Genomic DNA, 26,430 nt, shown 5'->3' with positions numbered 1-26,430 from the left:
CAGGAAGGGTCGCCATGCCGTCTAGTCGGGCCCGACAAGGGACGGAGCCGGTCGGCGCCGTGCCCAACGGTGCGCCCGGCTCCCAGACCTTGGCCCGGGGGCTGGCCGCGCTGCAGCTGGTCGCCAGTTCGCGCACCGGTCTCACCGCCCAGCAGGTAGCCGACGACATCGGCGTACACCGGACCATCGCCTACCGGCTGTTGTCCACGCTGTCGCAGTTCCGGTTGGTGGCCAAGGGTGAGGACGGTCGCTATCGCTCCGCGGCGGCCCTGGCGGTGCTTGGGGCGTCGTTTGACAACAACGTGCGCCAGCTCAGCCTGCCCACCCTGCGGGGCCTCGCCGACGAACTCGCAAGCACAGTTTCACTTCTCGTCGCCGAAGGCGATCAGCAGGTCGCGATCGCCGTCATCGTGCCGACGAACGTCTTCTATCAACTGTCCTTTCATGAGGGCAGCCGCTATCCGCTGGACCGCGGCGCGGCCGGGATCGCGTTGCTGGCGAGCATGCCGCCGCGTCCGGGGGAGCGTGACCTCGTGCCGCTGACCCGGGAGCGGGGCTGGGTGATGACCCACGGGGAGGTCGAACCGCACACCTACGGCCTCGCGGTGCCCGTGCGGCGGCGGCCACCGGCGCCACCGACGTGCATCAACCTGATCTCGCATCGCGAGGATGTCCTGATGGATGGCAGGGGCGCGGTCATCAAGGCGGCCAACGAGTTATCCGAGATTCTGTCCTGAGAGTCTGGTGTCGAACGTGAGCTTGTGTGCGAAGTATTCGTGGTTCTTCGAACACGAGCTCACGTTCGGGGCGCGTAGAGAGGGATGAGACGGTGAGCGATTGGGATCGTGACGTCGACGTCGTCGTACTCGGCAGCGGCGGCGCCGGATTGACTGCCGCGTTGACCGCTGCGGTGAACGGCGCCTCGGTCGCGGTCTATGAGAAGGCGGCGACGGTCGGCGGCACCACCGCGGTTTCCGGCGGCATCATCTGGATCCCCGCACATAAGCGATCGTCCGAAGGCGAACTGACGGTGGAGGATGCCATGAGCTATCTCCGTGCTCAGTCGCTGGGGTTCATGGACGACGACCTGGTCGAGACCTTCGTGCGCACCGGTCCGGAGATGCTCGATTTCGTAGAGGCGCATAGTGAGCTTCGATTCGAGGTCGCCGAGGGATTTCCCGACTACAAGCCCGAACTTCCCGGTGGGCGGCCCTCGGGCGGCCGCTCGCTCAACGCCAAACCGTTCGACCTGGGCAGGCTCGGCGAGTGGCGCGACCGCATCACGTCGTTCCCGGCGGACTTCAGCAATGTCGGCATCGACGCGGAGACCCGCGCGCGCATCCACGCGTCGGTCGACGACGAGTCCGGCGACTACTGCGTTGCGGGCACCGCACTGATCGCCGGATTGCTGAAGGGGCTGCTGGACCTGGGTGTGGTGCCGCGGACCGACACCCGCGCCATCGAACTGCTCACCGATCCGCTCGGCATCACGGGCGTACGAATCTCACAGGACGACAACGATTTCACCGTGCGCGCCGGCCGCGGCGTGGTGTTGGCCACCGGCGGGTTCGAGTGGGACCGCAAGCTGGTCGAAGCCTATCTGCGCGGTCCGATGCGCGGCCCGGTCTCACCGCCCAACAACACCGGCGACGGACTGCGGATGGCGATGGCACTCGGCGCCGATCTGGCCAACATGGGCGAAGCCTGGTGGGTGCCGATCGTTCAACTTCCCGGCGACACATTCGCGGGTCAGCCGCGCAGTCGCAGTGTGCGGTTGGAACGCACACGGCCGCGCAGCATCATCGTCAACCGTGCTGGCAGGCGGTTCCTCAACGAGGCCGGCGAATACAACTCGATGGCGGGGCCGTTCCACTTCCTCGACCCGCGGCGCGGCTATGCCAACGATCCGGCGTGGATCGTGTTCGACTCGCTGCACCTGAAGAAGTACGGCTTCCTCGGCATCGAGCCGGACGGCCCTGCGCCGGACTGGTTCTCGCCGTCGAAGGACTTGACCGAGCTCGGCAGGAAGACGGGCATCGACCCCGACGGGCTGGCTCGCACGCTGCAGGCGTGGAACGCCAACGTCTCCCGCGACGACGACCCGGACTTCGGCCGCGGCTCGAGCGCATACGACGGCTACTGGGGCGACGACAAGGCCGCCACCCCTGCCGGTCGCACCCTGGGGCCCATCGACACGCCGCCGTACTACGCCGTGCCGGTTTCGATCGGGGCGATGGGCACCAAAGGCGGCCCGCGCACCGACCGCGACGGTCGCGTCCTGCACGTCAACGGGGCAGCGATCCCGGGGCTGTACGCCGCAGGAAACGCGATGGCAGGTGCGACCGGCAAGGCATATGGTGGCGCAGGCGGAACTCTCGGGCCCGCATTGGTGTTTGGCTACCGCGCGGGGCTGGCCGTCTCCGCTCGGCCCTAACCGGATACCGCCGCGCCGATGAGATAGCTGCCCAACAGGCATGCTGCGACGAGTACCAGCCAGCCATCGGTGAGGCGGCACAGCCACACCGGGGCGTGGCGTACCTCCATGAACTCACGAAAGATGATGCGCACCTTGATGAGTGCGATCGTGATCGCACTCACGGTGACCACGGTGCTGGCCCGCAGCGTGCCGTTCTGATCGACCGACTCGTCCATCCAGACGTAGACCAGGGTCAGCAACGTGAGGATCGTCCAGGCGATCAGCAGTCTCTTGTGCAATATCGTGCTCATATGTTGCTCACCCGGTCACCTCACGACGTAGAGCATGGCGAAGATCAAGACCCACAGGAAATCAACTGTGTGCCAATAGGTGGCGCCCGTTTCCACGAGCTTCTGGGACCGCCGGGCCGGACTTCGCAACTGATAGATCACCACACCCAACACGATGAAGCCGATCAGCACGTGGATGCAGTGCAGTGATGTCAAGAAGAAGTAGTGCTGGAAGAACTCGTCGCTGGTGAAGGTGTTCCCCATGTGGATCTCCTGGAGCCACTCCAGCACCTTGGAGATCAGGAACATCACGCCGAAGCCGACTGTCACGAAGGCAAACGCCATCGCCGGCCGGTACGCGCCCTCCCGGGACGCGCGGACGCATCGGGCGATCGCCCATGAACTCGACAGCAGAACAATGGTATTGAAGACCCCGATCCGCAGATCCAGATCGGCCTGCGACTGTAGGAAAAGGTCCGCGTTTTGAGTGCGCAAGGCCAAATAGACCGAGAAGTACCCGGTGAACAGGAGCGCCTCGAACAACACGAACAACCACATGTCCGGCTGCCCCGGCACTGATCGTTTCGGCGTGTCCTCGAGTTGTTGCGGCTCGGTACCGGCGAGATCCGTCATCGAACCGCCTCCACCGAAACCGCCTGCTTGGCTTCACCTTTGCGCGGGAGATCGGGTAGCGGCCCGGCGCCGAAGTCTTCCCGTTCGATCAACTTGCGTAACAACACGATGAACGCGGCGGTGTAGGTGACGAACACGACCATGTTGATCCACCACGCGATCGCGCCGTTCCACGCGAAGGCACCGCGTTGGAAGATCCACGCCGGCGCGACGACGACCTCGGTCAGCGCGTTGCACAACCCGAGATATGCGAACCACTTCGGAAAGACGTTGTTCTTGTCGAGCAGGATGGCGACCAACCAGACCACCGAACCGACCAGGAACACACCCATGGTGCCGCTGAACGACAGGAACGCGAAATCGTAGAGCCACTGGGTCAGTGCGGGGTCGCGGTCGGTGCGAAGAGCTCCGACGGTCATCGCAATAGCCATCACCAGCATGCCGGGGAGGGCAGCGAGCGAATACATGATCAAGTACGAATAGGCGAAGACGCGACTCACCGACATCCGCCGCATCGAGTATGCGAGAAGGGCATTCATCGGCGCACACATACCCGAGATCAGGAACACGACGCCGAATCCGGTGAGGATACCGACGTGGCGGCCGTCGAACCATTGCACAACCAGCGGTGAATCCCAGTCGGGGCTCGGGGGTGGTTGTACCCGGGTGACAAGAAAGAACAGCAACCCGTACAACTGGTAGAACACGACCATGACCCACCACGCGAACCACAACTCGCGCTTGGGGTGGTGACGAAAGTTCCATGCGAAACGGCCCAGTCGTGAACCGGCGGGGGGTTCCGGCACGGCCACCGACGCCGCTGTCGACGTACTCATGCGGCGATCACAGCTTCGGCCCGTTGGCGCCGAATAGTCCGGGCGAGAACAACTCCCATGACCACTATCCACACCGCGATCGCGATGTTCTTGACCCAGAACGACAGCAAGCCATCCCATGCGATCGGTCCGCGCAACGTCACCGCGCCGAAGGCTGCCGGCATCAGGGCGACCGCGATGATCAGGTTGAAGTGCGCCACCCACGGCCGGAACACGGGCTGGTCCTGGCGATCCCAGTAGATCGCCAGCGCCAGCACCAGGCACTGGGCGATGAGGTAGGGAACCAGCACCGTGAAGGTGACCCACGCGAGGTCGTTGAGCAACAGAGTGAGTTCGGGGGCACGCTCCGGGCGGAAGGCGCCGAGGAGCCAGAACATGTTGGCGATGAGGAAGAGCGTCGGCGGTCCGCCCGCGCAGGCGATCAGGCAGTAGGACAGGATCGGCGTGCGGTGCGCCATTCGGCGTACCTGCATCGCCAACAGGATGACGGTGGGGATCAAGCCCACGCCGAACCAGTTGAACAAGATCATGCTGTAGCGGATCCGCGCGGTCTCGTCGCGGTAGAAGCCGGCGACCTCCTCCGCGGACATGGTCGGCGACATGGGATGAACGAAGCCGGGAAAGAGGAAAAATGCGGACACCCAGATGATCCCGATGACAGGCAAGGCCCACAACATGATCAACTCGCCGTCAGTTCGTCTCATCGTCCGCTCCAACGCTAGTTGCCGATCGGCTACTCGGACGGTAGCCGATCGGCAACTTGATGGTCAATAGTCGGCTACCCTCGTCGTTGTGGCGACGGCTAAACAGATGGCTAAACAGAGTTTCAGCGCGATCACCCGCACCGCTGCCCAGACCCGGGTCCTGGACGCGGCACTGAAGTTGATCGCCGAGCACGGCGTCAGCGGCACGTCGCTGCAGATGATCGCCGACACGATGGGTGTGACCAAAGCGGCCGTGTACCGGCAGTTCAAGACGAAGGAAGAAATCGTCATCGCGATCACCGAGCGGGAAATGAGCCGGCTGGAGGACGCGCTGGAAGCGGCCGAGGCGGCCGGCAACGGGCTGCGGTCACGCGAGATCCTGCTCGACCGGATGATCGACCAGGCCATCGAGCGGCGCGGGATCGTCAGCGTGCTGCAGTTCGATCCGGTGATCATTCGCCTGCAGGCCGAACACAAGCCGTTCCAGCGGTTCATCGAACGCCTTTACGCCACGCTGCTGGGCACCGAGGCCGGGCCGGAGGCTCGGCTGCACGCCGCGATGCTGTCGAGCGCGATCAGCGTGGCCGTCATGCACCCCCTGGTGGCCGATCTCGACGCGGAAACCCTTCGCGCACAGTTGATCCGGATGTCAGGCCGGATGCTGGATCTGCCTGAGCGGGATCAGGGCTCCGCACGGACGGCGAAGAGACGCTCGGCGGCGGTGTAGGGGTCGTCGCCGCCGTCGGCGACCGCCACGGCCAGCCGATCCAGCTCCGGATGCGTGCGCAGCAGCGTCTGCGCCAGCGACAAGATCTGCGCCCGGGCCCGCGCGGCGCGTCGTTCCGGGCTGTCGGAGCGGTGGTGCACCTCGATTGCCTCCACCAGCTCGCCGACGCCCTCGCCTTGCGCGGCAATGAGTTTCAGGACCGGCACCTTGGTCTCGGCGCGCAGGTCACGCACCGTTTGGTCGGCGCCCTCGCGGTCGGCCTTGTTCACCACCACGATGTCGGCCACCTCCAACAGTCCGGCCTTGGCGGCCTGCACGGCATCGCCGGCGCCGGGATTGAGGATGACGACGGTGGGATCGGCGACGGCCGCGATCTCGATTTCGGACTGCCCGACGCCCACGGTCTCCAGCACCACCAGTCCGTAGGACAGCGCCGCGAGCACGCGGATCGCCGCGGGCACCGCCGCGGCCAGCCCACCGAGATGTCCCCGCGCCGCAACGGACCGGATGAGCACGTCGGGATCGTTGATGTGGGCAGCCATCCTGATCCGATCACCCAGCAGCGCTCCCCCGCTGTAGGGCGACGAGGGGTCGACCGCCAGGACCGCGACGCGTTCGCCGCGCTCGCGGTATGCGCCGACGAGCGCGCCGACCGTCGTCGACTTCCCCGCGCCCGGCGGGCCGGTCACACCCACCACGCGCGGCGCGTCGACCTGCCCGAGCGCATCGAGAAGTTCACTGCGCCGCGGGCTTTCGACAATGCTGAGCAGCCGGCCGGCCGCCCGGGCCGAACCGTTGCGTGCCGCCTCGATGAGCTCCGCAACGCTGCTTGAGCTGGTCATCGCTTTCGCAGTCTACGGAGCCGGAACCTCGATGACCGTGGCCGATCCCATCCCGCCGCCGGCACACATCGCAGCGACACCGATCCCGCCGCCCCGCCTGCGCAATTCGTGGACGAGCGTGACGAGCATGCGTGCCCCGGTGGCGGCCACCGGATGGCCGAGTGAGCAACCACTACCGCTGACGTTGACGCGGTCGGGGTCGATGTCGAGCAGTTTGACGGTGGCCACGCACATCGCCGCGAAAGCCTCGTTGACCTCGAACAGGTCGACGTCGGTGATCGAGATGCCCGCGCGCTTGAGTGCTTTCGGGATCGCCTCGATGGGTGCCAGGCCGGTGAAGGCGGGATCGACGCCGACCGATGCCCACGCCTTGACGGTGCCCAGAGACGGCAACCCGAGCCGGTCGCTGGCCAGCGTCAGCACGGCGGCTCCGTCATTGGCGCCGCAGGCGTTACCGGCGGTGATCGAGAAGCCTTCGATTTCGGGGTGCAGCGGCTTGAGTGCGGCGAGTTTCTCGATGCTGGTGTCGCGGCGCGGATGCTCGTCGGTGTCGAACACCCCGTGTGGCGTCTCGATCGGGACGATCTCTTCTTTGAAACGGCCCTCGTCGATAGCCTGGATCGCTTTGCGGTGTGAGCCGAGCGCCCACTGGTCCATCTCCTCGCGGCTGACGCCCGCGCGCACGGCGGCGTTCCAGCCGACGGTGATCGACATGTCCATGTTCGGCGCGTCAGGCCGGTCCGGGTGCGTGGGCGGGAACCAGTCCACCTGCTCGTCCCCCGCTCTGCGCGTGAACCGCGGCGACGTCGAGGCGGAGTTGACGCCACCGGCGATCACCAGTTGGTCCATGCCGGCCCGGATGCCGGCGGCGGCGCTCTGGACGGCTGCCTGCCCCGCTGCACAATGCCGATTCAGCGCGAGGCCGGGCACCGAGGTCAGGCCCGCGGTGATCGCCGCGTGCCGGGCGACGACACCGCCGCCGTACAGCCCTTCGCCGAGGATGACGTCGTCGACCGGATGCGAGCCCAACTCGGCGGCCGCCGCGCCCACTACGTGCTCGGCCAGGTGGTAGGCGTCGGTGTCGCGCAGCGTGCCCTTCATCGCGGTACCGATGGGGGTGCGCAGGGCAGAAACGATCTCGGCTTCAGGCATAGGTGTCTCCGTCTCGACCGGTATGAGAATGCTATTCTCTCAGGCTGAGAGTGACAGTTGCAAGAAGGGGAACCATATGCAAATCGCGGGTAGCTCGGCGATCGTGGTCGGCGGCGCCGGCGGACTCGGCGAGGCGACGGTCCGGCGTCTGCACGGCGCCGGGGCCAAGGTCGTGGTCGCGGACATGGCCGACGACAAGGGCAAGAAGCTCGAGAGCGAACTCGGCGTGCGGTACGTCCGCACCGATGCGACGTCGGAGGACTCCGTCAGCGCGGCGATCGCCGAGGCAGCCTCGCTGGCTCCCCTGCGGATTTCGGTGGACACGCACGGCGGCCCGGCCAGCGGCGGTCGGCTCATCGGCAAGGACGGATCGCCGCTGGATCTCGATGGCTTCAAGAAGACGATCGAGTTCTATCTCACCGCGGTCTTCAATGTGATGCGACTGTCGGCCGCGGAGATGGCGAAGTCCGAGCCGCTCGATGAGGGCGCCCGGGGCGTCATCATCAACACGGCGTCGATCGCCGGCATCGAGGGCCAGATTGGCCAGCTCCCGTATTCGGCGGCGAAAGGCGGCGTGCTCGGTATGACGCTCGTCGCCGCACGCGATCTCTCGCCGCTCGGTATCCGGGTGGTCACCATCGCCCCGGGCACGATCAACACCCCGGCCTATGGCCAGGCGGCCGACCAGCTCGAGCAGTACTGGGGTCCGCAGGTGCCGTTTCCCAAGCGGATGGGCCGGTCGACGGAGTACGCGCAGCTGGCGCAGAGCATCGTCGAAAACGATTACCTCAACGGCGAAATCATTCGCCTGGACGGCGCGCTGCGCTTCCCGCCGAAGTGACCGTCTGCGCGAGCGCGCGTGTTTGCACACGACGCGCCGCGCACTCACAATAGGTTGCGCACGCTCGTACCAACGCGACGGCGCGTGTCTGACTCCGACACGCCGCGCAATGGCAGCACTTTGCGCACCGTCGCCGCCCAGCGAGGGTGCGCACATGCTGCCTGCCAGCGGCGTGTCGCGCAGCGGACACGCACGCTCGGCTCAAGAAAAAGGGGCGCTACTTCTTCTTGGCGTTGAGCCGGGTGACGATCTCGCGGAAGTCGTCGGTCTTGAACGACTGCTCCTCGGCGGTGTTCGCATAGTCGAGCACAGCGAGCACGGCACGTTCGAGGTGAATGTTCAACAGCCGCTTGGTGCTTTCGACGGCCTGGCGCGGCAGTTCCATGATCTTCTTTGCGCACGCGATGGCCTCGGTGAGTGGGTCCTCGACGACGTGGTTCGCCAAACCCAACTCGGCCGCGCGCTGCGCCGAGATCCGAGTGCCGGTCAGCGCGAATTCCTTGGCGTGCAGCAGGCTCATCTGCAGCGGCCACACCAACGGCCCACCGTCGGCGGCGACCAGGCCGACCTGCACATGCGGATCGGCAAGGTAGGCATCCTCTTTGATGTAGACGATGTCGCTCAGCGCGACCAGACTGCAGCCCAGACCGACCGCCGGACCGTTGACCGCAGCCACCACCGGGATCCGGCAGCGGGCCATGCCCAGCACGATCTCGCGGCCGTGCAGGATCGTCTTCGCCCGCAGATCGGCGTCCTGCCGCAACTCTTCCAGATAGCCGAAGTCGCCGCCCGCCGAGAATGCCCGTCCCGCACCGGTGATCACCGCGGTGCGAGCCTCGCGATCCTCGGCGAGGCGGCTCCACACGTGCGCCAGACCGACGTGCAGGTCATCGTTGACCGAGTTGAGCGAATCGGGCCGGTTCAGCGTTATGATGCGCAGCGCACCATCGGCTTGGACGTCGATTTCCGGTGGCAGATCGTACAATTCAGACTCCTAATCCAAGAATGCGCGAGGCGATGATGTTCTTCTGAATCTGCGAGGTGCCGCCCATCACGCTCTGCGCACGGCTGTACATATAGGCGCCGAACAACTCGGGATCACTGGTGCCGACCGTAGCCAGCGCGGCGTGGCCCACCGACTGCTCGACCCACGTCATCAACAGCTTGTCCAATGAGCCTTGGGGTCCGTGCGTCATCCCGTCGAGTTGCTCGGACAACCTTCTACGCACGTGCAGTCGCAGCATCTCGGTCTGCACCCATGCCCAGGACAGCTCCTCGGGAGTCGAACCGTCGACTCGGGAAACCAACTGTCGCACCAGCTTTCCGTACCGAGCCGAGAACCCCAGCGTGGACGGCTCCCGCTCGTGGCTGACGACCGTCATCGCGAGCTTCCATCCCTCGCCGGGTGCGCCGACCATGTTCTCCGCCGACACCCGCGCCCCATCGAACAGCACCTGGCCGAATTCCTTGGTGACGCCGCTGATCATCTTCAACGGTCGCTGCTCGATGCCGGGTTGGTGCATCGGCACGATGAACGCCGAGATGCCCTTGTGTTTGGGCGCGTCCTTGTCCGTGCGAGCCAGCAGCAGACACCAGTCGGCGACGTCGGAGTAGCTGGTCCAGACTTTGTGGCCAAGGATGATGTAGTCGTCGCCCTCGCGCGTCGCGGTCGTCGTCAACGAGGCCAGGTCCGATCCCGCACCGGGTTCGGAGAAGCCCTGGCACCACCGCTCGGTGCCGTTGATCATGCCGGGCAGGAATCGCTGCCGGAGTTCCTCGCTCCCGTAATGTGACAACCCCACCACCAGATAACCGAGGCTCGGCCGGGCCGGCGCACCGGCCTTGGCGATCTCCTCGTCGACGATCACGTCGTAGACCGGCGGCAGATCCTGTCCGCCATACTTTTTCGGCCAGGACGTGCCGAAGAACCCGGCCTCGTAGAGCGCCTGATGCCAGACGCCCTGGGCGGCCCAGTACTCGTCGCCCGACGTCGGGAACCTCCCCTTCTGCGCGGTCAGCCAGCCGCGCAACCGATCGCGGAAGGCGGCTTCCTCCGGTGAGTCACGAAAGTCCAATGGACAGCTCCTCCAGCTTCACGGGCCACGTCTCGGTGGCGGCCAGCACCCGACGCAGGTACACATGCGCCAGGCACTCCCAGGTGTTGCCGATGCCACCGTGCACCTGTATCGATGTCTCGCAGACGGTCAGAGCGGCTCGCGCACAGTAGATCTTGGCTACGCGCGCCGCCTCGATCGCCTCGGCCACCGGCAACTCGTCGACCGCCCAGGCGGCGTGCCGCGCCACGCTCACGGAACCCTCGATGAGCGCCAGGCTCTCGGCCAGCAGATGGCCGACCGCTTGATACGACCCGATCGTCGCGCCGTACTGCGCACGCACCTTGGCGTATTCGACGGCCAACGTGTGCGCCCCACGGGCCGCCCCGACCAGGTCGGCACACGTGACCGTCAGCGCCAATGCGCGCCACCTGTCGGCACCCTCCTCCGAAAGTTCACCGAGCTCACCGGGTGACTCCACCACGCCGGCAAGGCTGTTCGTCAGATCGACCGACTCCCGCGGCCCCGCTCCAGCGGGTTCCCGCCCGGAGCGCACCCGCAGGTCGTCGGCGAGCACCGGCCCGATGAAGGGCACATCGACCAGCCCCCGGGCGAACTCCTCGGCCACGATCGCCACTTCCACACCCGACGCGCCATCCGAGCGCAGCGTGCGAAAGCCCGTGGCGTCCACCGCTTTCTCCAACCTGGCGATACGGTTCGCATCGTCGAGGTCGGCCACCGATCCCGGACCCAGGTCGTCGGCGAGGCTCGCGGCGGCCGAGCGCAACTGTTGCTGTTCACTGGTCAGACGGACGTCCACAGACGCTCCTTCAGCACTCGACGCAATACCTTTCCCGACGGCAGCCGCGGGATCTCGGGCACGACGACCACCCGGCTCGGCCGCTTGTACGATGCAAGTCGATCCCCGACCAGCGACGCCAACTCCTCCCCGGGTACCGGCGCATTCGTCGTCACCGCGGCGACGATCGCCTCGCCGTCGATCGCATCCGGCACACCAAAAACCGCGCAGTCATCGACGCCGGGATGCCCGTGCAGCACCGCCTCGATCTCCGCGGGCGCGACCTGGAAGCCACGCACTTTGATCATCTCCTTCGACCGGTCGGTGATCCGGAGCCGCCCGTCGTCGTCCAGTACGCCCACATCGCCGGTGCGGTACCACCCGTCGTCGAAGGCGCCAACCGTCGCCGACTCCGGAAGATAGCCCGCCATCGCCGAGTCCGACCGCACCTGGATTTCGCCGACCTCGCCCGCATCCAGAACACCGCCGCCGTCCAACGACACCACCCGCACGCTGACGCCGCGAACGGCTCGGCCCACGGTGTCCAGATGCCCGCCGTCGAGATCGTTGCAGGAGATGACCGGCAACTCGCTTGCCCCGTACGCGGTCACCCACGTGATACCGGTTCTGCCGGTGACGGCCTCCGCGACGCTCTCGGTGACAGGCGTCGCGCACCACATGATGTAGCGCAGCGACGACAGGTCATAGGACTCGAGGTCCGGATACGCCGCCAGCGCCAAAGCGATTGGTGCCACCGCCATCTCGATCGTGATGCCATCGCTCTCGATGTGTCGCAACATGAGCTCGATGTCGAAGCGTCGATGCAGTCGCAGCCAGGTGCCCGTCTCGAGCGCCATCACGATATTGAGCAGGCCCAGGATGTGGGAGGGCGGCGTCATGATCTGCATGCGGTCGGACGGGGACAGCTGCAGCGCATCACGCCAGTGCCGCACCGCAACGGCCAACGATGCATGCGTGTGACGCACGGCCTTCGGCATACCGGTGGTGCCGGAACTGAAAACGAACAAAGCATCGGCTTGCGGGTCGAACGCATCGAGGTTCCGTCGGGCCGGGTCGATCGGTTCGTCGAGCGACAACATGGGCATGAGATCGGCGAGCACGGGATGGTCCCCGACGGCGTGCGCCGGTCGGGTCAGTGCCAGCGCGTGCTCGACCTCGGCGCGCTTCCACGCCGGGCTCAGCAGCACCGCCGATGCGCCCAGGTGCCAGACGGCGCGCAGCGCGACGACGAACTCGGGACGATTGGACGCCATCAACGCGACCCGGTCCCCCGCCCGCACCCCGCGGCGGTCCAGGGCGGCGGCCATCCCGGCACTCAGCGCATCGAGTTGCGACAGCGTGTACTCACGCTGCTCGAAGGCCAGCGCGATCGGCTCACTCACACCCTGTCCTCACTAGTGCCTACCGGGCCACGGATCGCATTGAGAATAGCGTATCATTTAGCGAGAATGATGTTCTCATCCAGTTAGAATCTATGTCCCGGGAGAGGGTTTGATGACGGCGGATCCGATGCCTGACCAGCCGACACAGGGCGGCGGACAGGTGACGATCGTGTTCGACCGCAAGAAGGTATCGGTGCCCCAAGTCTCCAACGAGACAGTGTTGGAGAGCGCCCGACGCGCCGGATTGTCGCCGCCATTTTCATGCGAAGCAGGTAACTGCGGAACCTGCATGGCCAAGATCACCGAGGGGCGCGCGACCATGCGCGTCAACGACGCACTCGATCCGGACGAGGTCGACGAGGGATACATCCTCACCTGCCAAGCGGTTCCAGAAACCGACACCGTCAGCGTGACCTACGACGACTGAGCCGAGATGTCGCCGTGCTCGTCGACATGCGGCGCGGGCCGATACTCCGGTTCGTAACCGACGATCTGGATCGGACTGCGCACCAACCGGAAATCGCCTGCGGTGACGATCACTTCAGGCGTCTGCTCCAACGCCTCCGGCAACGTGCGCACCGCGGCGACAGGAATGCCGAGCGGGCGGAGTCGCGACTCCCAACTCGCAGCGGTGTCGGTGGCCAGCGCGGCGGCCACGACCGACAGCACCTCGTCGCGCTTCGCAGCGCGTTCGGCCATCGTCGGAAAGCCCTCGATGCCCGCTTCGGCCGAGAACGCCCGCCAGAACGCGTCATGCGTGATGAACAGCGCGAGATAACCGTCCGCGGTGGCGAACAGTTGCGCCGGAACGTAATACGAGTGCGCCCCATACGGGTAGCGCAGCGGCGCCGCGCCGTCGTTGAGGTACGCCGAGGCGCGGTAGTTCAGCTGCGAAAGCATCACGTCCCGCAGGGACACATCGACCTGACCGCCGCGGCCCGACACGATCTGTGCCAGCAGCCCCAGCGCCGCGGCCAGGCCGGTCGAGTTGTCGGCCGACGAGTACCCCGGCAGCGTCGGCGGCTCATCCGGATGACCCGTCATCGCCGCCACCCCGGTCGCGGCCTGGATGACGTAGTCGAACGCGGGATCGTCGCCGCCCTCGAGCCCGAAGCCGGTCATCGCCACGCAGACGATGCTCTCGTTGAACTGCCGGAGCGCTTCGTAGGTCAGGCCGAGCTTCTTGATCGCCGACGGCTTCATGTTCACCAGAAGCGCATGGGATTCCGCGACGAGCTCGCCCAGTCGCTGTCGCCCGGTATCCGAACGCAGGTCGAGCACGACGCTCTGCTTGTTGCGGTTGAGGCTGGCGAAGTAGCTGTCGCCGACCTGACGCGAGATCTCACCGCCCGGCGGTTCGATCTTGATGACCTCCGCCCCGAGGTCGGCCAGCAGCATGGTGGCGTACGGGCCGGCCAGCATCACGCCGACCTCGATGATCCGGATACCTGCCAGCGGCGGGCCGCTAATCGGGTCCAGCGGGCCCGCGCCCGTCACCGCACGGCCTTGGCCAACTCCGCGATCACCTCGCGCGTCCGGTATTTCGACGCGATCAGTTCGTCGCGATTGTCGCCGATCGGCAACAGCCGAACGGACAGATCCGTGACGCCCGCGTCGGCGAATTTTCGGAATCGCCGCAGAATCTGTTCACTGTCCCCGGCGGCGCACAGGTCGCCGACATCGCGCGCGTCACCGCGGTCCAGCAGCCGCTGGTAGTTCGGCGACGTCTCGGCCTCGGCGAGAATGCGATTCGCCCGCTCCTTGGCCGTCTCGATCTCCGAGTTCGCGCACAGGCACACCGGAATCCCCGCCACGATGCGCGGAGCGGGCCTGCCGGCCTCCGCGGCGGCCTTGTTGATCTTCGGCGCGATGTGCTCGCCGATCGCCTTCTCGTCGGCCATCCACAGCACGGTTCCGTCCGCGCGCTCGCCGGCGATCTGCAGCATCACCGGCCCCAGCGCGGCGACCAGCACCGGCAACGGGTTCTGCGCGCCCAGCACCGTCGGATTATGCACCGTGAAGGTGTCGTTTTCGACATCCACATCGCCGGGTCCGGCCAGCGCCTTGTTCAGCACCTCGAGGTAGTCGCGGGTGTAGGCGGCCGGCTTCTCATAGGGGATGCCGAGCATGTCCCGCACTATCCAGTGGTGCGACGGCCCCACACCCAGCGCCAACCGTCCACCGGCCACTGCGTGCACCGACAACGCCTGACGCGCAAGCGCGATCGGGTGTTGCGCCTGCAGCGGAACCACCGCGGTGCCGAGTTCGATCCTCGAGGTGTGCGCCGCCATCAGCGCCACCATGGTCAAACAGTCGAAATCGTTGGGCACCTGAGGCATCCACGCGGTGTCCATACCCGCCGATTCGGCCCACTCGATATCGGAGACCAGCTTGTCGACCTTGCGGGCCATATCGCCGCGCTCGGCCCCGATCATCACGCCAAGGCGCATGTCAGTTCATCCTCCGAGAGTCCAGCGCCGAGTGTGAATCCTTGGCGAAAAAAGCTCGGAAAAGTCGCCCACAATTCACACTCGGCGAGTACGTCACTGAACGATCCCCGTCAGCTTGCGCACCTCGTCCACCAGCGTGTCCAGTGGAGTGCCCGTCGGGAACACGGCGGCCGCACCCGCCGACAGCAACTTGGGCACATCGCTCTGCGGGATGGTTCCCCCCACCACGACCGCGATGTCGCCGGCGTCGGCCTTGCGCAGGGCTTCCACGGTGCGCGTCGTGAGCGCCACGTGTGCGCCCGACAGAATCGAAAGACCCACCAGCGCAACGTCTTCCTGCAAGGCTATCGACACGATGTCCTCGATGCGCTGCCGGATACCGGTGTAGATCACCTCGAAGCCGGCGTCGCGCAGCGTCCGTGCCACGATCTTGGCGCCGCGGTCGTGCCCGTCGAGGCCGGGCTTGGCGACAAGCACGCGGACCGGCGCGGCGGGAGCGGAATCCGCCATCAGAACACCACCGGCTGCTGGAATTCGCCCCATGCGGTCTTGAGCGTCGAGACCATTTCTCCCACAGTGCAGTAGGCGTTGGCGCAGTCGATCAGCTTGTGCATCAGGTTGGCGTCACCTTCCGCCGCGCACGCCAGGGCCGCCAGCGATTTGGAGACCGCGGTGGCGTCACGCTCGGCCTTGACCTTTGCGAGCCGCTTGAGCTGCAGATCGCGCCCCTCCGCATCGAGTTCGTAGGTCGCGATCTCCGGCGGCGGCTCCTCGGAGACGAACTTGTTGACCCCGACGACCGGTCGCTCACCGGATTCGATCTCCTGGTGGATCTTGAACGCCTCGTCGGCGATCAGGCCTTGCAGGTAGCCGTCCTCGATGGCGCGCACCATGCCGCCGTGATTCTCGAGATCGTGCATGATCTCGATGATCTTCTCCTCGGTCGCGTCGGTGAGCGCCTCGACGAAGTACGAACCGCCGAGCGGATCGGCGACCTTGGTCACGCCGGTCTCGTAGGCCAGGATCTGCTGGGTCCGCAACGCCAGCGTCGCCGATTCCTCACTCGGCAGCGCGAACGGCTCGTCCCACGCGGCGGTGAACATCGACTGCACACCGCCGAGCACCGCGGCCATCGCCTCGTAGGCCACCCGGACCAGGTTGTTCTGGGCTTGCGGCGCATACAGCGACGCACCACCGGCCACACATCCGAACCGAAACATCGACGCCTTGTCCGACGACGCGCCGTAACGCTCGCGCACGATGGTGGCCCATCTCCGCCGGCCTGCCCGGTACTTCGCGATCTCTTCGAAGAAGTCGCCGTGTGTGTAGAAGAAGAACGAAATCTGCGGCGCGAACTGGTCGATGGTCATGCGGCCGCGTTCGACGACGGTGTCGCAGTAGGTCACCCCATCGGCCAAGGTGAACGACATCTCCTGGACCGCGTTCGCCCCGGCATCGCGGAAGTGCGCCCCCGCGACGGAGATCGCGTTGAACTTCGGCACTTCGGCCGCGCAGAACTCGATGGTGTCGGCGATCAACCGCAGCGACGGCTCCGGCGGCCAGATCCAGGTACCGCGCGACGCGTACTCCTTGAGGATGTCGTTCTGGATGGTGCCGGTCAGCTTCTCGCGCGGTACACCCTTCTTCTCCGCTGCCGCGACGTAGAACGCCAGCAGGATCGCGGCGGTGCCGTTGATCGTGAAGCTCGTGCTGATCTTGTCGAGCGGAATGCCGTCGAAGAGGATCTCCGCGTCGGCGAGCGTGTCGACCGCGACGCCGACCCGGCCCACCTCTTCGCCGTACTCAGGGTCGTCGGAGTCGTACCCGCATTGGGTGGGCAGATCCAGCGCCACCGACAACCCGGTGCCGCCCTGGTCGAGCAGGTAACGGTAGCGCCGGTTCGACTCCTCGGCGGTGCCGAATCCCGAGTACTGACGAAACGTCCAGGTCTTCCCGCGGTACCCGGTCGCGAAGTTTCCGCGAGTGAACGGGTAGGTGCCTGGCGGAGGCGGCTCTGTGGCCCTCTCCGCTGGGCCATAGACCGGCTCGAGCGGGATCCCGGACGGGGTCTGTACTGGCTCGCTCATCACGGATAACGTACTTGCAAAAAATGAGAATGCCAATACCGCACGGCGGAAACGCGCCGGGAGTACCGGGCGTACGCTGGGGGCCAGAGGCGCTGAAGGCGCGGTACACAGCGATTATGGCACTTGCATAAAATGAGAACGACAATACCGATCACGTGATGTTGTCGGCTAGCATCGTGGGACGACGCAGGTCGCAGCGAAAGGAAGGTCTATGTCCGCCTTGACTGACCGCACGCTCGTCGTCTCCGGCGGCAGTCGCGGTATCGGTCTGGCGATCGCGCTGGCTGCGGCCCAGCGCGGTGCCAACGTGGTGCTGCTGGCCAAAACGGCCGAACCGCACCCCAGGTTGCCCGGCACCGTGCACACCGCCGTCGCGGAGGTCGAGGCCGCCGGCGTCAAGGGTTCCGGGCGGGGCGGCGGGAAGGCTATCGCGGTGGTCGGCGACGTGCGCAGAGAAGAGGATGTGCAGCGCGCGGTCGACGCGGCCGTCGAGCGCTTCGGCGGCGTCGACATCGTCGTCAACAACGCCAGCGCCATCGCCACCGAGCCGACCGAGCAACTGGCCGCCAAGAAGTTCGACCTGATGATGGACATCAACGTGCGCGGCACGTTCCTGCTCACCAGGGCCGCGCTGCCATACCTGCGCCAGTCCACGGACGCGCACGTGATCACGCTGGCGCCGCCGCTGAACATGAACCCGCGCTGGCTGGGCGCCCACCCCTCCTACACGCTGTCGAAGTACGGGATGACACTGCTCTCGCTGGGGTGGGCGGCAGAGTACGCGGATGCGGGCATCGGCTTCAGTTGCCTGTGGCCCGAGACCTACATCGCCACGTCCGCGGTGGCGAACGCTCCCAACTTCCAGGAGATGCTCGACCGGTCCCGCGATCCGCAGATCATGGGTGACGCGGCCGCGCTGATCCTGTCTCGTCCCCCGGCCGACGTGAACGGCAAGTGCTTCATCGACTCCGAACTACTCGCCGAATCCGGCGTGACGGACCTGTCCCGCTACGGGGGAGGCGACAATCCCATCCTTGATATCTTCGTCGACAAGTCATGAGCATCTCACTGCTGCTCGAGATGGCCTCGAGCAATCCGGATCGCACGGCCGTGGTGTCTGGCCAATTGCGGCTGACCACAGGTGAGTTGAGCACGCTCGCCGACCGCGGGGCGGGCGTCATCGCCGCCTCTGGCGCGTCGCACGTCGCCTACGTCGGCATGGGCGGCGCGATGCTGCCGTTGCTGCTGTTCTCGTCGGCCCGGGCCGGGGTCCCAGTGACGCCGCTGAACTACCGGCTCAGCGCCGACGGTCTGCGGGAACTCATCGATCGTCTCCCCCAGCCGCTCGTCGTCGCCGACGCCGAGTATCGCGACATGGTCGCGGGTGCGGGCAAACTGGTGATGAGCCCCGAGGAGTTCCTCGACGCCGCGCAGACTGGCGAGCCCGGCCCCGATGTCCCAGCATTCCCAGACCCCGAGGATGTCGGCGTCGTGCTGTTCACCTCGGGAACGACATCACGCCCCAAAGCCGTTGAGCTGACGCACAACAACCTCACCAGCTACATCACCGGAACCGTGGAGTTCGACTCCGCGGAACCCGGCGACGCAGCACTGATCTGTGTGCCGCCGTATCACATCGCGGGTGTCAGCGCGGCGCTGTCCAATCTGTACGCCGGCCGGAAGATGGTGTACCTGCCGCAGTTCGACGCCAGAGAATGGATCCGGCTGGTGCGGGACGAGGGCGTGACGTCGGCGACGGTCGTGCCCACCATGCTGGACCGCATCGTCAGCGCCCTGGAGTCGGAGAACACGTCGCTGTCGACCCTGCGCAGCCTGGCCTACGGCGGTTCGAAAGTCCCACTTCCATTGGTGCGCAAGGCACTCGAATTGTTGCCCGACGTCGGGTTCGTCAACGCCTACGGCCTGACCGAGACCAGTTCGACGATCGCCGTCCTCGGCCCCGAGGACCACCGCGAAGCCCTCGCGTCGTCCGACGATGCGATCCAGCGCAGGCTGGGTTCCGTCGGCCAGCCGGTGCCGGGTGTCGAGGTGCAGATCCGCAATGCCGACGGCGAGGTGCTCGACCCGGGTGAGGCCGGTGAGCTGTTCGTTCGCGGCGAGCAGGTGTCCGGCCGCTACACCGAGATCGGGTCGGTGCTCGACGAGGACGGATGGTTCCCTACCAAAGACATCGCGATGCTCGACGCGGACGGTTACCTATTCATCGGCGGCCGCTCCGACGACACGATCATCCGCGGCGGAGAGAACATCGCGCCTGCAGAGATCGAGGATGTTCTCGTCGAACACCCCTCGGTGCGCGATTGCGCCGTGGTCGGGCCGGAGGATCCCGAATGGGGTCAGATCATCGTCGCGGTGGTGGTGCCCGCCGACACTCCAGACGGCCCGGGCACCCCGGACGCCGACGAACTGCGCGAGCACGTGCGGCGTGTGTTGCGCGGGTCGCGCACACCTGACCGAGTGGTGTTCCGCGATGAGTTGCCGACCAACGCGACCGGCAAGGTGCTGCGTCGAGAACTGATCGCGGAGTTGACAGCCGCCAATTAGCAAGGAGCCCAGCATGATCAAGAACGGCACGCGACTGCAGAGCCAAGTATGTGACACCCAGGTGATCGTCGTGCGCAGCGCGGACAGCCTCGACGACCTGCGCGCCGGCGGCGTTCCGATGGTGCCCCTGGACGCCGAGAAATCAGACGGCGCACAACTCGACCCGGGCTTTTCCGACGGCAACGCGATGGGTAAGCGCTACGTCGACGACGACGGCGCCGAGGTGCTGGTGACCAAGGCCGGCGCCGGCACGTTGAGCGTCGGTACGACGCCGCTTTCGCTCAAAGAAGCCAAACCGCTGCCCGCGAGCGACTGATACCGTCCACTGCGTGAAGCCACGCCGCCTGCTTCAACGGTATGCGGCGGCGCTCGCGTCCGCCTACCTGCTGACGGCCGCCGAGGTCATCGTGCTGGTCGCAGCCCTGGCTGGGCGCAGCGTGATGACGCTCGGCAACGTGATCACCACGGCGGTGCTGCTCGTGGTGGGTACCGCCACCGTCGCAGTCAGCGCCGTGTACATCTTGCGTCCGCCCCTGCGCTATCTGCGTGCGGGCCGCACCCCCACCACCGCCGAACGCCGCTCAACGCTCTACATGATGCGCCGCCAGTCCGCAGCGACGGTGGCGCCGTGGATACTCACCGCCGCGGTCCTGATACCACTGAACCTGGACGCCGGTCCCGAACCGCTGGCCGTGATCGGCTCGGCGATGCTCTTCGGCGCCATCGCCACCGTCTGCACCGGCTTCCTGTTCACCTTGCGAACATTGCGACCCGTATTGGCCAGCGTGGCACCGGATTCCACCACACCGCGGCTGACCGCGCCCGGCGTCCGGGCCCGACTGCTGCTGATGTGGACGGTGTGTACCGCGCTGCCGAGTGTGGCTATCGCGTCGTTGTTGGTCATGCGCAGCAGGGGATGGTTCATCGACGAGAGGGCCGCCATCGAACTGGCACTGCTGGTGCTCGCGCTGGTCGCGGTCGTCGTCGGCCTGCGCTCCTTGATCCTGACCTCCATGTCGATCTCGGACCCGGTTCAGGAAGTCGTCCACGCGATGGCCGATGTGGAACGCGGCCACATCGACCGGTCCGTCGACGTCTACGAGTGGTCCGAGATCGGCCGTCTGCAACAGGGCTTCAACAGCATGGTCGCCGGGCTTCGCGAGCGTGACCGGTTGCGCGACCTGTTCGGCCGCCACGTCGGCGAGGACGTAGTCCGGCGGGCGGTGGAAGAGAACGAGTCGCTGTCCGGGGACGAACGTGAGGTCGCCGTGCTGTTCGTCGACCTGGTCGGCTCGACGAGGTTGGCGGTCACCCACGAACCGGCCGAGGTCGCCGAACTCCTCAACAACTTCTTCCGCATCGTGGTCGCGGCAGTCGATCGGCGGCACGGATTGATCAACAAGTTTCAGGGAGACGCCGCGCTCGCGGTGTTCGGTGCCCCGCTGCGCGTCGACGATCCGGCGTCGGCGGCGCTCACGACCGGTCGCGTACTTGCCGCGGAGTTACCGTGTCTGCGCCTGGATTTCGGCATCGGCGTCTCGGCCGGCTCGGTGTTCGCGGGTAACATCGGCGCAGAGAACCGATACGAGTACACCGTCGTCGGGGACGCGGTCAACGAGGCCGCGAGGCTCGCCGACCGGGCCAAGGACTTCAGCGCGCGTGTGCTCTGTTCGGCTACCGCGCTCCAACGGGCCGACGAGGTCGAACGACAACGTTGGGCGGCGAAGGGATCGGAGACGCTGCGGGGACGATCGGCGCCGACGCACATCTGGGCACCCGTTGATCCGGTTGGAGATCAAGGCCGCGAGGGAATGTAGCGGCATGGCTGTGCGTGGCGCGAGTACCGGGCCGATCCGCCAGGCGGTCACCGCTGCGTCGGTCGGCAATGCCGTGGAGTGGTTCGACTTCGCCATTTACGGGTTCCTGGCGACCTACATCGCGGAGAAGTTCTTCCCCCCAGGTGACGAAACAGCGGCGCTGCTGAACACTTTCGCCATCTTCGCCGCTGCGTTCTTCATGCGGCCGCTGGGCGGGTTCTTCTTCGGACCGTTGGGCGACCGAATCGGGCGGCAACGTGTGCTGGCTCTGGTGATCCTGCTGATGTCGGCCTCGACGCTGGCCATCGGCCTGGTGCCGAGCTATGCCGCCATCGGCGTGCTGGCACCGCTGTCGTTGCTGTTTCTGCGCTGCCTGCAGGGCTTCTCGGCTGGCGGCGAGTACGGCAGTGGCGCGTGCTTTTTGGCCGAGTACGCTCCGGATAGACACCGCGGGTTCGTCGTGTCGTTCCTGGTGTGGTCGGTTGTGGTCGGTTTTCTGCTGGGGTCGTTGACCGTCATCGGACTCGAGACCGTGCTCTCCGAGTCGGCGATGAACGCCTACGGTTGGCGGCTCCCGTTCCTGCTCGCCGGTGCGCTCGGTGTGGTCGGCCTCTACATCCGGTTGCGGCTGAGCGACACCCCCGAGTTCGAAAAACTGCGTGAGCAAGGCGAAGTCGCGGCGTCGCCGTTGAAGGAGGCGATCAGCACGTCGTGGCGGCCCATCCTGCAGATCGCGGGCCTGGTGGTGGTTCACAACGTCGGCTTCTACATCGTGTTCACCTATCTGCCAACATATTTCACGCAGACGCTAAACTTCACCAAGGTGGACGCCTTCGTGTCGATCACCGTCGCCAGCTTGGTGGCGATCATCCTGATTCCACCCCTGGGCGCGCTGTCCGACCGGATCGGACGCAAGCCGCTCCTGTACACCGGCGGAATCGCATTCGCGGTCTTGGCCTATCCGTTGTTCCTGCTGTTCAACACGGGCTCACTCGCGGCCGCCGTCGCCGCCCACGCCGCACTGGCGGCCATCGAGTCGGTGTTCGTGTCGGCGTCCCTGGCCGCCGGCGCCGAGATGTTCGCCACCCGGGTGCGCTCCAGCGGCTACTCGATCGGATACAACATCTCGGTCGCCGTATTCGGGGGGACCGCGCCGTATGTGGCGACGTGGCTCGTCGACCGCACCGGCAATCAGATCGCACCCGCCTTCTACGTGATCGCCGCGGCGGTCATCAGCGTGGCGACGATCCTGACGATGCGCGAGACCGCCCGACGGCCGCTGGCGGCCGTGGTGGGCGCATAGCGCTCATAGACCTGGTTTCTACCGGATTCGTGGTCGCGGTCGCCCGCGGACCAAACGGCCGAACTCGACCGCCGACCGGCGCACCGACTCGAACTCCAGTGACAACAACAGCGTGTCGACCATTGCGAAGGGCAGCGTGGTGGCCACCGCACCCCGCCCGTATTCGATGTGCCAAGAACCCGGATAAATGGTAAGGCCCCTGGCCTGCCCTTTCTCCTGGCGGGTGTGCTCACCGGGCAGCAACGTCGTCGCGCTGGTGTCATCGGACTCGAGGTCGTAGGAGTCGATCCGGCCCGCCAGCAGGAACTTGTGGACCTGCACCCGCTTGTATCGGCCCGAAAATCCCTGTGTACCGGTCGGAGTGCCGAAGATGACGATGTACTCGCGTGGGCTGAAGTACAGGAACCGCACCTTGCCAAGGATTCCGCCGGCCTTGCTGCCGACCCACCGTCCCGGTGTCGGATCGATGAGGTCTGGATACTCGTCGGCGAGCAGTTCGACAGCGCGCGTGATCATCTCATCGTTGTCAACCGAGGTTTCGGCAACCTGCCGAGCGACGTTGTGCAGGGCGTCGGGGTGGATCCGGTACTTCATCTGACGAACTCTATCGCCAGCTTGGTCGGTCCGCTCATCCCTAGCAACGGTTTCCACGGCGCAGGTTCGACGACGCGCGCGGATTCGCCATCCGCTGCGCCAGTTCGTAAGACAACACCTCGGGACCGACGGGTCCGAGCGCGATCGGCGCCTGTTGCTGTGCCGCGCGGAACTCGGGATAGATCTGCTGCGGCGCGGCCGTGATGTCGTAGGTGAGCGTCGACAGCTCAGCGTCGAAGATACTGGGCTTGGCCTCAACGGTCATGACGATCCCTTCGCGGCACGGATCTTCAGTCGTCGGGGTTGGCCCGCAGTTGCGCGGTCTCGCGACATGGGCAGGTTTTCGTGGCGGACCTGAGGCAGCCCGAGTGTCTCCGTCATGGCACGTTGGTGGCGAGGAACGTCAACGGAAGCCCGAGGACCGACAGGTCGATCTCGTCGAGAAATGTGCCTTCCCCCGAAAAGCCCTGCCTGAAGCGGGTTCTGGACCCGTAGCGTTGGGCCACGGCTTCGGCGGCCGAGGCGTCCGGCACCCTGACCACGACGGTGTACACCCCATCGCCCTGGCGGCCGAGGAATTCGTTGACGGTGGTCGCCACCGACGCCGTCGAGCCGGGGACCGGGCTGACCAGCTCGATGCCCCGGTTCCAGTCCAGATGAACGCGCACACCGAGTTCGGTGAGTTCGGCCTCGTCGAAGGTGAAGCCGAGTTCGGTGAACAGCGCCGCCATCGCAGCCTGGCGTTCAGGCGCCACCGCGAACACGACATGGTGCAGTTGCAGGGGGCCTTCATCGGTGGTCATTTGCGTACCAGCCCGCGCGGCGCAACCAGCCCGAGGTCCAGATGGGTGAGCCAGCCCGGCGGGGCGTCGCAGACGTCCGGGATCGCGTTGATCGCGCTCATCGCGGTCCAGGTGTAGCCCGGGTGCGTCATGGTGCCGTCCGCGGCCACCAAGCCGTGCATGGTCAGCTCGGTGGGCGGGTCGCCCTCGATGACGATGCGGTAGCGCGTTCTGCCCCAGTCCCACGCGGGGTCGAGCTGATCGGGCCCCCCGGTCAGGTAGATCGCGTGGTAGACGATCAGCGGGTCGCCATCCACCCAGGCCGTCCACTGATGGTGTTGCGCCGCAACGGTTCCGCGCGGGATCGCACCCTCGTCATGCTGGATGTCCTCGGTGGCGGTGGCGGCCTGCACGTCGGCGGCGGTCACATCGTCGATGGTGACACCGAGGCCATCGGCGATCATGTGCATCGACTGCGCGAAGAACGGTACACCGAGTCCGAGAATGGTTGGCTCGGAAAGGAATGTGTCCTTGTCCTTACCGAAACCCATCCAGTCAATGTGATCCATCGGGGCGTCGGTCAGCACGTTGACGACTTCCCACACCTCGATCTTGTCGATCCGGCTCGCGATGCGGGCAAGCGTGAGCGGCAGGAGGTCGCCCGCATAACCGGGGTGAATGCCGCCGGCGTAAAAAGACGTGCCGCCGTCCCGGCATGCCGCGCGGATCTTGTCGCCGCCGTCCCGGAACGTCTCCGTCGGATGGAAGAAGCCGCTCGTGGTGACGACATTCTTACCCGAACGCAGAAGCCGGCAGACGGTGTCGACGTCCATGATCACCGGGGTGTAGAACACGCAGTCGGCGTCGAGGGCGGTCATCGACTCAACGTCGTCGGTCGCGGCCAAGCCGATCGGTGCCATGCCCGCGATCTCACCGGCATCCTTGCCGACCTTGTCCTTGTTGTGCACCAGCACACCGACGAGGTCGAACACCGGGCACTGCGCGAAATGGCGCACCCCAACTCGGCCCACATCCCCTGTCATCCACTGGATAACCCGATATCTCTCAGACATTGAGGACTCCTCGCGGAAGTAGCAGCGGCAGATCGTTGTAGGTGGCGATGCCCGGCGGTGCCGCAACGACGGCAGGAATCGCGGTGATGGCCGGCATCGCGACGATCGACAGGCCAAGCATGATGTACTCGTCCAACGTCTCACCGACGAAGTCGGCAGGCGGAAGGAAACTCAATGTTGTCTTGATCGTGGGTGTCCCCTGGACTTCAACGGTGTAGCCCATGTCGAGTTCCCAGTCCGGATCGAGTGTCTGACCCTTGCGCCAGCGGCCGCGGATCTCGATGACCTCCTTGCCGCCGACGACCCCCTTCCAACCGACGTCGACGCCCGCGACACAGCCTTTCGCGATCGTCCAGTCACCCGGCAGGTGAAGGTCTTCGGTGGTCTGGGCGTACGCGACGTCGCAACGGACCTCGTCGAGTTCGACGCCGAGCGCATCGGCGACGAGCAGGACGCCGTCGCAGAATATGGCCGAACCCTTCTCGGTGATCGACGCCAGGTCCGGGTGGTCGATGGGATAGCCGAAGCCCATGGGCCTTTCGGTGGCGGGCGAGTTGTAGATGGTGGTGTCGAGGGCCTCCACGACGGACACCTTCGCCAGGCGCTCCGAAAGCCCTGCCGACACAATGGCGAAGAGCTGGATGAAGCCGGGGTTGATGCCGCTACCGAAAATCGTCGCCTCGCCCTGCCGGCAGGCGTCGAGGATGCGGTCGCGATCGCCACCGAAGAAATGTCCGGTGATGAACTCGGACGTGGAGACGATGTTCGCGCCTGCGACCAGTATTCGGACCATCTCGTCCACGTCGGCGAACATCGGGTTGTAGACCACACAGTCGGGTTCGAGGGCAAGCAGAGCGTCGACGTCGTCGGTTGCCGTCACCCCGAGGGGGTCGAGGCCGCACAACTCCCCAACGTCGCGGCCGACCTTGTCCTTGGACCATGCGTAGCACCCGACGAGCTCCAACTCCGGGTTGAGGGCGACCGCGCGCACGGATCGCTTTCCCACGTTTCCCGTGGTCCACTGGACGATGCGGTATGTCATGCCACCGCGTTTGTTGTCGC

Annotated in this window: 29 protein-coding genes; 10 read left to right on the top strand and 19 right to left on the bottom strand. The window is 66.1% G+C overall.

Going from position 1 to position 26,430, the window contains the following annotated elements:
- Positions 1 to 14 precede the first annotated feature (14 nt).
- Entirely contained in the window at positions 15 to 737 is a 723-nt protein-coding gene (locus QGN32_RS19305) for an IclR family transcriptional regulator (protein WP_326545885.1), read from the top strand.
- A gap of 92 nt (positions 738 to 829) precedes the next feature.
- Entirely contained in the window at positions 830 to 2,434 is a 1,605-nt protein-coding gene (locus tag QGN32_RS19300) for an FAD-dependent oxidoreductase (RefSeq protein WP_326545884.1), read from the top strand.
- On the opposite strand, the gene QGN32_RS19295 is transcribed toward QGN32_RS19300, so the two are convergent.
- From QGN32_RS19295 to QGN32_RS19280, 4 genes are read right to left on the bottom strand one after another with little or no spacing between them, the layout of a single operon-like run.
- Positions 2,431 to 2,727: a cytochrome C oxidase subunit IV family protein gene (locus QGN32_RS19295; protein ID WP_326545883.1), complete on the bottom strand. Its 297-nt coding sequence runs from the start codon at positions 2,725 to 2,727 to the stop codon at positions 2,431 to 2,433. The genes QGN32_RS19300 and QGN32_RS19295 overlap by 4 nt on opposite strands.
- A gap of 15 nt (positions 2,728 to 2,742) precedes the next feature.
- Entirely contained in the window at positions 2,743 to 3,339 is a 597-nt protein-coding gene (locus tag QGN32_RS19290; RefSeq protein WP_326545882.1) for a cytochrome c oxidase subunit 3, read from the bottom strand.
- Positions 3,336 to 4,175, bottom strand: coding sequence for a hypothetical protein (locus QGN32_RS19285; RefSeq protein ID WP_326545881.1), 840 nt, complete (start codon positions 4,173 to 4,175; stop codon positions 3,336 to 3,338). The genes QGN32_RS19290 and QGN32_RS19285 overlap by 4 nt, the downstream gene beginning before the upstream one ends.
- Positions 4,172 to 4,879 carry a hypothetical protein gene (locus tag QGN32_RS19280; RefSeq protein ID WP_326545880.1) on the bottom strand — a complete coding sequence of 236 codons (708 nt, stop codon included), beginning with the start codon at positions 4,877 to 4,879 and terminating at the stop codon, positions 4,172 to 4,174. Before QGN32_RS19280 ends, QGN32_RS19285 begins: the two co-directional genes overlap by 4 nt.
- Before the next feature lie 106 nt (positions 4,880 to 4,985).
- Here QGN32_RS19280 and QGN32_RS19275 point away from each other — a divergent pair, with 106 nt between their 5' ends.
- Positions 4,986 to 5,606 carry a TetR/AcrR family transcriptional regulator gene (locus QGN32_RS19275; RefSeq protein WP_326549158.1) on the top strand — a complete coding sequence of 207 codons (621 nt, stop codon included), beginning with the start codon at positions 4,986 to 4,988 and terminating at the stop codon, positions 5,604 to 5,606.
- On the opposite strand, the gene QGN32_RS19270 is transcribed toward QGN32_RS19275, so the two are convergent.
- Together QGN32_RS19270 and QGN32_RS19265 are read right to left on the bottom strand one after the other, a co-directional pair.
- The gene (locus tag QGN32_RS19270; protein ID WP_326545879.1) at positions 5,561 to 6,448 is read right to left on the bottom strand and encodes an ArgK/MeaB family GTPase; all 888 of its coding nucleotides are present in this window, start codon (positions 6,446 to 6,448) and stop codon (positions 5,561 to 5,563) included. The genes QGN32_RS19275 and QGN32_RS19270 overlap by 46 nt on opposite strands.
- A gap of 12 nt (positions 6,449 to 6,460) precedes the next feature.
- Positions 6,461 to 7,600 (bottom strand): thiolase family protein, encoded by a 1,140-nt coding sequence (locus QGN32_RS19265; protein WP_326545878.1) that lies wholly within the window; start codon positions 7,598 to 7,600, stop codon positions 6,461 to 6,463.
- 76 nt (positions 7,601 to 7,676) lie between these two features.
- On the opposite strand from QGN32_RS19265, the gene QGN32_RS19260 reads away from it, so the two are divergent.
- Entirely contained in the window at positions 7,677 to 8,441 is a 765-nt protein-coding gene (locus QGN32_RS19260; protein ID WP_326545877.1) for an SDR family NAD(P)-dependent oxidoreductase, read from the top strand.
- A 217-nt stretch (positions 8,442 to 8,658) separates the two neighbouring features.
- Here QGN32_RS19260 and QGN32_RS19255 read toward each other — a convergent pair whose 3' ends face one another.
- The 4 genes from QGN32_RS19255 to QGN32_RS19240 are packed head-to-tail and all read right to left on the bottom strand — an operon-like array spanning position 8,659 to position 12,697.
- Positions 8,659 to 9,426: an enoyl-CoA hydratase/isomerase family protein gene (locus QGN32_RS19255; RefSeq protein ID WP_326545876.1), complete on the bottom strand. Its 768-nt coding sequence runs from the start codon at positions 9,424 to 9,426 to the stop codon at positions 8,659 to 8,661.
- A gap of 1 nt (position 9,427) precedes the next feature.
- On the bottom strand, positions 9,428 to 10,516 hold the full coding sequence (locus QGN32_RS19250) for an acyl-CoA dehydrogenase family protein (protein ID WP_326545875.1): 1,089 nt from the start codon (positions 10,514 to 10,516) through the stop codon (positions 9,428 to 9,430).
- Positions 10,503 to 11,315, bottom strand: a complete 813-nt coding sequence (locus tag QGN32_RS19245; protein ID WP_326545874.1) for an acyl-CoA dehydrogenase family protein — start codon at positions 11,313 to 11,315, stop codon at positions 10,503 to 10,505. Before QGN32_RS19245 ends, QGN32_RS19250 begins: the two co-directional genes overlap by 14 nt.
- Positions 11,300 to 12,697 (bottom strand): class I adenylate-forming enzyme family protein, encoded by a 1,398-nt coding sequence (locus QGN32_RS19240; protein ID WP_326545873.1) that lies wholly within the window; start codon positions 12,695 to 12,697, stop codon positions 11,300 to 11,302. Before QGN32_RS19240 ends, QGN32_RS19245 begins: the two co-directional genes overlap by 16 nt.
- A gap of 112 nt (positions 12,698 to 12,809) precedes the next feature.
- On the opposite strand from QGN32_RS19240, the gene QGN32_RS19235 reads away from it, so the two are divergent.
- Positions 12,810 to 13,124, top strand: coding sequence for a 2Fe-2S iron-sulfur cluster-binding protein (locus QGN32_RS19235; RefSeq protein WP_326545872.1), 315 nt, complete (start codon positions 12,810 to 12,812; stop codon positions 13,122 to 13,124).
- Here QGN32_RS19235 and QGN32_RS19230 read toward each other — a convergent pair.
- The 4 genes from QGN32_RS19230 to QGN32_RS19215 form a co-directional block, all read right to left on the bottom strand.
- On the bottom strand, positions 13,112 to 14,119 hold the full coding sequence (locus QGN32_RS19230) for a CaiB/BaiF CoA transferase family protein (RefSeq protein ID WP_326549157.1): 1,008 nt from the start codon (positions 14,117 to 14,119) through the stop codon (positions 13,112 to 13,114). The genes QGN32_RS19235 and QGN32_RS19230 overlap by 13 nt on opposite strands.
- Before the next feature lie 71 nt (positions 14,120 to 14,190).
- Positions 14,191 to 15,147, bottom strand: coding sequence for an LLM class F420-dependent oxidoreductase (locus tag QGN32_RS19225; RefSeq protein WP_326545871.1), 957 nt, complete (start codon positions 15,145 to 15,147; stop codon positions 14,191 to 14,193).
- A 93-nt stretch (positions 15,148 to 15,240) separates the two neighbouring features.
- Positions 15,241 to 15,657 carry a cobalamin B12-binding domain-containing protein gene (locus QGN32_RS19220; RefSeq protein WP_326545870.1) on the bottom strand — a complete coding sequence of 139 codons (417 nt, stop codon included), beginning with the start codon at positions 15,655 to 15,657 and terminating at the stop codon, positions 15,241 to 15,243.
- On the bottom strand, positions 15,657 to 17,234 hold the full coding sequence (locus QGN32_RS19215) for a methylmalonyl-CoA mutase family protein (RefSeq protein ID WP_326545869.1): 1,578 nt from the start codon (positions 17,232 to 17,234) through the stop codon (positions 15,657 to 15,659). Before QGN32_RS19215 ends, QGN32_RS19220 begins: the two co-directional genes overlap by 1 nt.
- A gap of 211 nt (positions 17,235 to 17,445) precedes the next feature.
- Between QGN32_RS19215 and QGN32_RS19210 the strand changes: the two genes are divergently transcribed.
- From QGN32_RS19210 to QGN32_RS19190, 5 genes are read left to right on the top strand one after another with little or no spacing between them, the layout of a single operon-like run.
- Entirely contained in the window at positions 17,446 to 18,294 is an 849-nt protein-coding gene (locus QGN32_RS19210; RefSeq protein WP_326545868.1) for an SDR family oxidoreductase, read from the top strand.
- Entirely contained in the window at positions 18,291 to 19,799 is a 1,509-nt protein-coding gene (locus tag QGN32_RS19205) for a class I adenylate-forming enzyme family protein (RefSeq protein WP_326545867.1), read from the top strand. Before QGN32_RS19210 ends, QGN32_RS19205 begins: the two co-directional genes overlap by 4 nt.
- 13 nt (positions 19,800 to 19,812) lie before the next feature.
- Positions 19,813 to 20,115: a hypothetical protein gene (locus tag QGN32_RS19200; protein ID WP_326545866.1), complete on the top strand. Its 303-nt coding sequence runs from the start codon at positions 19,813 to 19,815 to the stop codon at positions 20,113 to 20,115.
- 13 nt (positions 20,116 to 20,128) lie between these two features.
- The gene (locus QGN32_RS19195; protein WP_326545865.1) at positions 20,129 to 21,616 is read left to right on the top strand and encodes an adenylate/guanylate cyclase domain-containing protein; all 1,488 of its coding nucleotides are present in this window, start codon (positions 20,129 to 20,131) and stop codon (positions 21,614 to 21,616) included.
- A gap of 4 nt (positions 21,617 to 21,620) precedes the next feature.
- On the top strand, positions 21,621 to 22,919 hold the full coding sequence (locus QGN32_RS19190; protein WP_326545864.1) for an MFS transporter: 1,299 nt from the start codon (positions 21,621 to 21,623) through the stop codon (positions 22,917 to 22,919).
- A gap of 18 nt (positions 22,920 to 22,937) precedes the next feature.
- Here QGN32_RS19190 and QGN32_RS19185 read toward each other — a convergent pair whose 3' ends face one another.
- The 5 genes from QGN32_RS19185 to QGN32_RS19165 form a co-directional block, all read right to left on the bottom strand.
- Entirely contained in the window at positions 22,938 to 23,513 is a 576-nt protein-coding gene (locus QGN32_RS19185) for an isomerase (RefSeq protein ID WP_326545863.1), read from the bottom strand.
- A 40-nt stretch (positions 23,514 to 23,553) separates the two neighbouring features.
- Positions 23,554 to 23,778, bottom strand: a complete 225-nt coding sequence (locus QGN32_RS19180) for a hypothetical protein (RefSeq protein WP_442791728.1) — start codon at positions 23,776 to 23,778, stop codon at positions 23,554 to 23,556.
- Between the two features lie 112 nt (positions 23,779 to 23,890).
- Positions 23,891 to 24,316 carry a VOC family protein gene (locus tag QGN32_RS19175; RefSeq protein WP_326545862.1) on the bottom strand — a complete coding sequence of 142 codons (426 nt, stop codon included), beginning with the start codon at positions 24,314 to 24,316 and terminating at the stop codon, positions 23,891 to 23,893.
- Entirely contained in the window at positions 24,313 to 25,368 is a 1,056-nt protein-coding gene (locus QGN32_RS19170; protein ID WP_326545861.1) for an NAD(P)H-dependent amine dehydrogenase family protein, read from the bottom strand. Before QGN32_RS19170 ends, QGN32_RS19175 begins: the two co-directional genes overlap by 4 nt.
- Positions 25,361 to 26,410, bottom strand: coding sequence for an NAD(P)H-dependent amine dehydrogenase family protein (locus tag QGN32_RS19165; RefSeq protein ID WP_326545860.1), 1,050 nt, complete (start codon positions 26,408 to 26,410; stop codon positions 25,361 to 25,363). Before QGN32_RS19165 ends, QGN32_RS19170 begins: the two co-directional genes overlap by 8 nt.
- Positions 26,411 to 26,430: the final 20 nt, after the last annotated feature.

The sequence above is a fragment of the Mycolicibacterium sp. ND9-15 genome (assembly GCF_035918395.1).
GTDB lineage: Bacteria > Actinomycetota > Actinomycetes > Mycobacteriales > Mycobacteriaceae > Mycobacterium.
The sequence above is the reverse complement of the archived record's forward strand: the minus strand, read 5'-3'. Positions and strand labels throughout refer to the sequence as shown.

Coding starts and splice junctions, on each gene's coding strand:
- QGN32_RS19305 (WP_326545885.1), top strand. CDS start 15: ATGCCGTCTAGTCGGGCCCGACAAGGGACGGAGCCGGTCGGCGCCGTG.
- QGN32_RS19295 (WP_326545883.1), bottom strand. CDS start 2,727: ATGAGCACGATATTGCACAAGAGACTGCTGATCGCCTGGACGATCCTC.
- QGN32_RS19290 (WP_326545882.1), bottom strand. CDS start 3,339: ATGACGGATCTCGCCGGTACCGAGCCGCAACAACTCGAGGACACGCCG.
- QGN32_RS19285 (WP_326545881.1), bottom strand. CDS start 4,175: ATGAGTACGTCGACAGCGGCGTCGGTGGCCGTGCCGGAACCCCCCGCC.
- QGN32_RS19280 (WP_326545880.1), bottom strand. CDS start 4,879: ATGAGACGAACTGACGGCGAGTTGATCATGTTGTGGGCCTTGCCTGTC.
- QGN32_RS19275 (WP_326549158.1), top strand. CDS start 4,986: ATGGCTAAACAGAGTTTCAGCGCGATCACCCGCACCGCTGCCCAGACC.
- QGN32_RS19270 (WP_326545879.1), bottom strand. CDS start 6,448: ATGACCAGCTCAAGCAGCGTTGCGGAGCTCATCGAGGCGGCACGCAAC.
- QGN32_RS19265 (WP_326545878.1), bottom strand. CDS start 7,600: ATGCCTGAAGCCGAGATCGTTTCTGCCCTGCGCACCCCCATCGGTACC.
- QGN32_RS19260 (WP_326545877.1), top strand. CDS start 7,677: ATGCAAATCGCGGGTAGCTCGGCGATCGTGGTCGGCGGCGCCGGCGGA.
- QGN32_RS19235 (WP_326545872.1), top strand. CDS start 12,810: ATGACGGCGGATCCGATGCCTGACCAGCCGACACAGGGCGGCGGACAG.
- QGN32_RS19230 (WP_326549157.1), bottom strand. CDS start 14,119: ATGCTGGCCGGCCCGTACGCCACCATGCTGCTGGCCGACCTCGGGGCG.
- QGN32_RS19225 (WP_326545871.1), bottom strand. CDS start 15,147: ATGCGCCTTGGCGTGATGATCGGGGCCGAGCGCGGCGATATGGCCCGC.
- QGN32_RS19220 (WP_326545870.1), bottom strand. CDS start 15,657: ATGGCGGATTCCGCTCCCGCCGCGCCGGTCCGCGTGCTTGTCGCCAAG.
- QGN32_RS19215 (WP_326545869.1), bottom strand. CDS start 17,234: ATGAGCGAGCCAGTACAGACCCCGTCCGGGATCCCGCTCGAGCCGGTC.
- QGN32_RS19210 (WP_326545868.1), top strand. CDS start 17,446: ATGTCCGCCTTGACTGACCGCACGCTCGTCGTCTCCGGCGGCAGTCGC.
- QGN32_RS19205 (WP_326545867.1), top strand. CDS start 18,291: ATGAGCATCTCACTGCTGCTCGAGATGGCCTCGAGCAATCCGGATCGC.
- QGN32_RS19200 (WP_326545866.1), top strand. CDS start 19,813: ATGATCAAGAACGGCACGCGACTGCAGAGCCAAGTATGTGACACCCAG.
- QGN32_RS19190 (WP_326545864.1), top strand. CDS start 21,621: ATGGCTGTGCGTGGCGCGAGTACCGGGCCGATCCGCCAGGCGGTCACC.
- QGN32_RS19185 (WP_326545863.1), bottom strand. CDS start 23,513: ATGAAGTACCGGATCCACCCCGACGCCCTGCACAACGTCGCTCGGCAG.
- QGN32_RS19180 (WP_442791728.1), bottom strand. CDS start 23,778: ATGACCGTTGAGGCCAAGCCCAGTATCTTCGACGCTGAGCTGTCGACG.
- QGN32_RS19175 (WP_326545862.1), bottom strand. CDS start 24,316: ATGACCACCGATGAAGGCCCCCTGCAACTGCACCATGTCGTGTTCGCG.
- QGN32_RS19170 (WP_326545861.1), bottom strand. CDS start 25,368: ATGTCTGAGAGATATCGGGTTATCCAGTGGATGACAGGGGATGTGGGC.
- QGN32_RS19165 (WP_326545860.1), bottom strand. CDS start 26,410: ATGACATACCGCATCGTCCAGTGGACCACGGGAAACGTGGGAAAGCGA.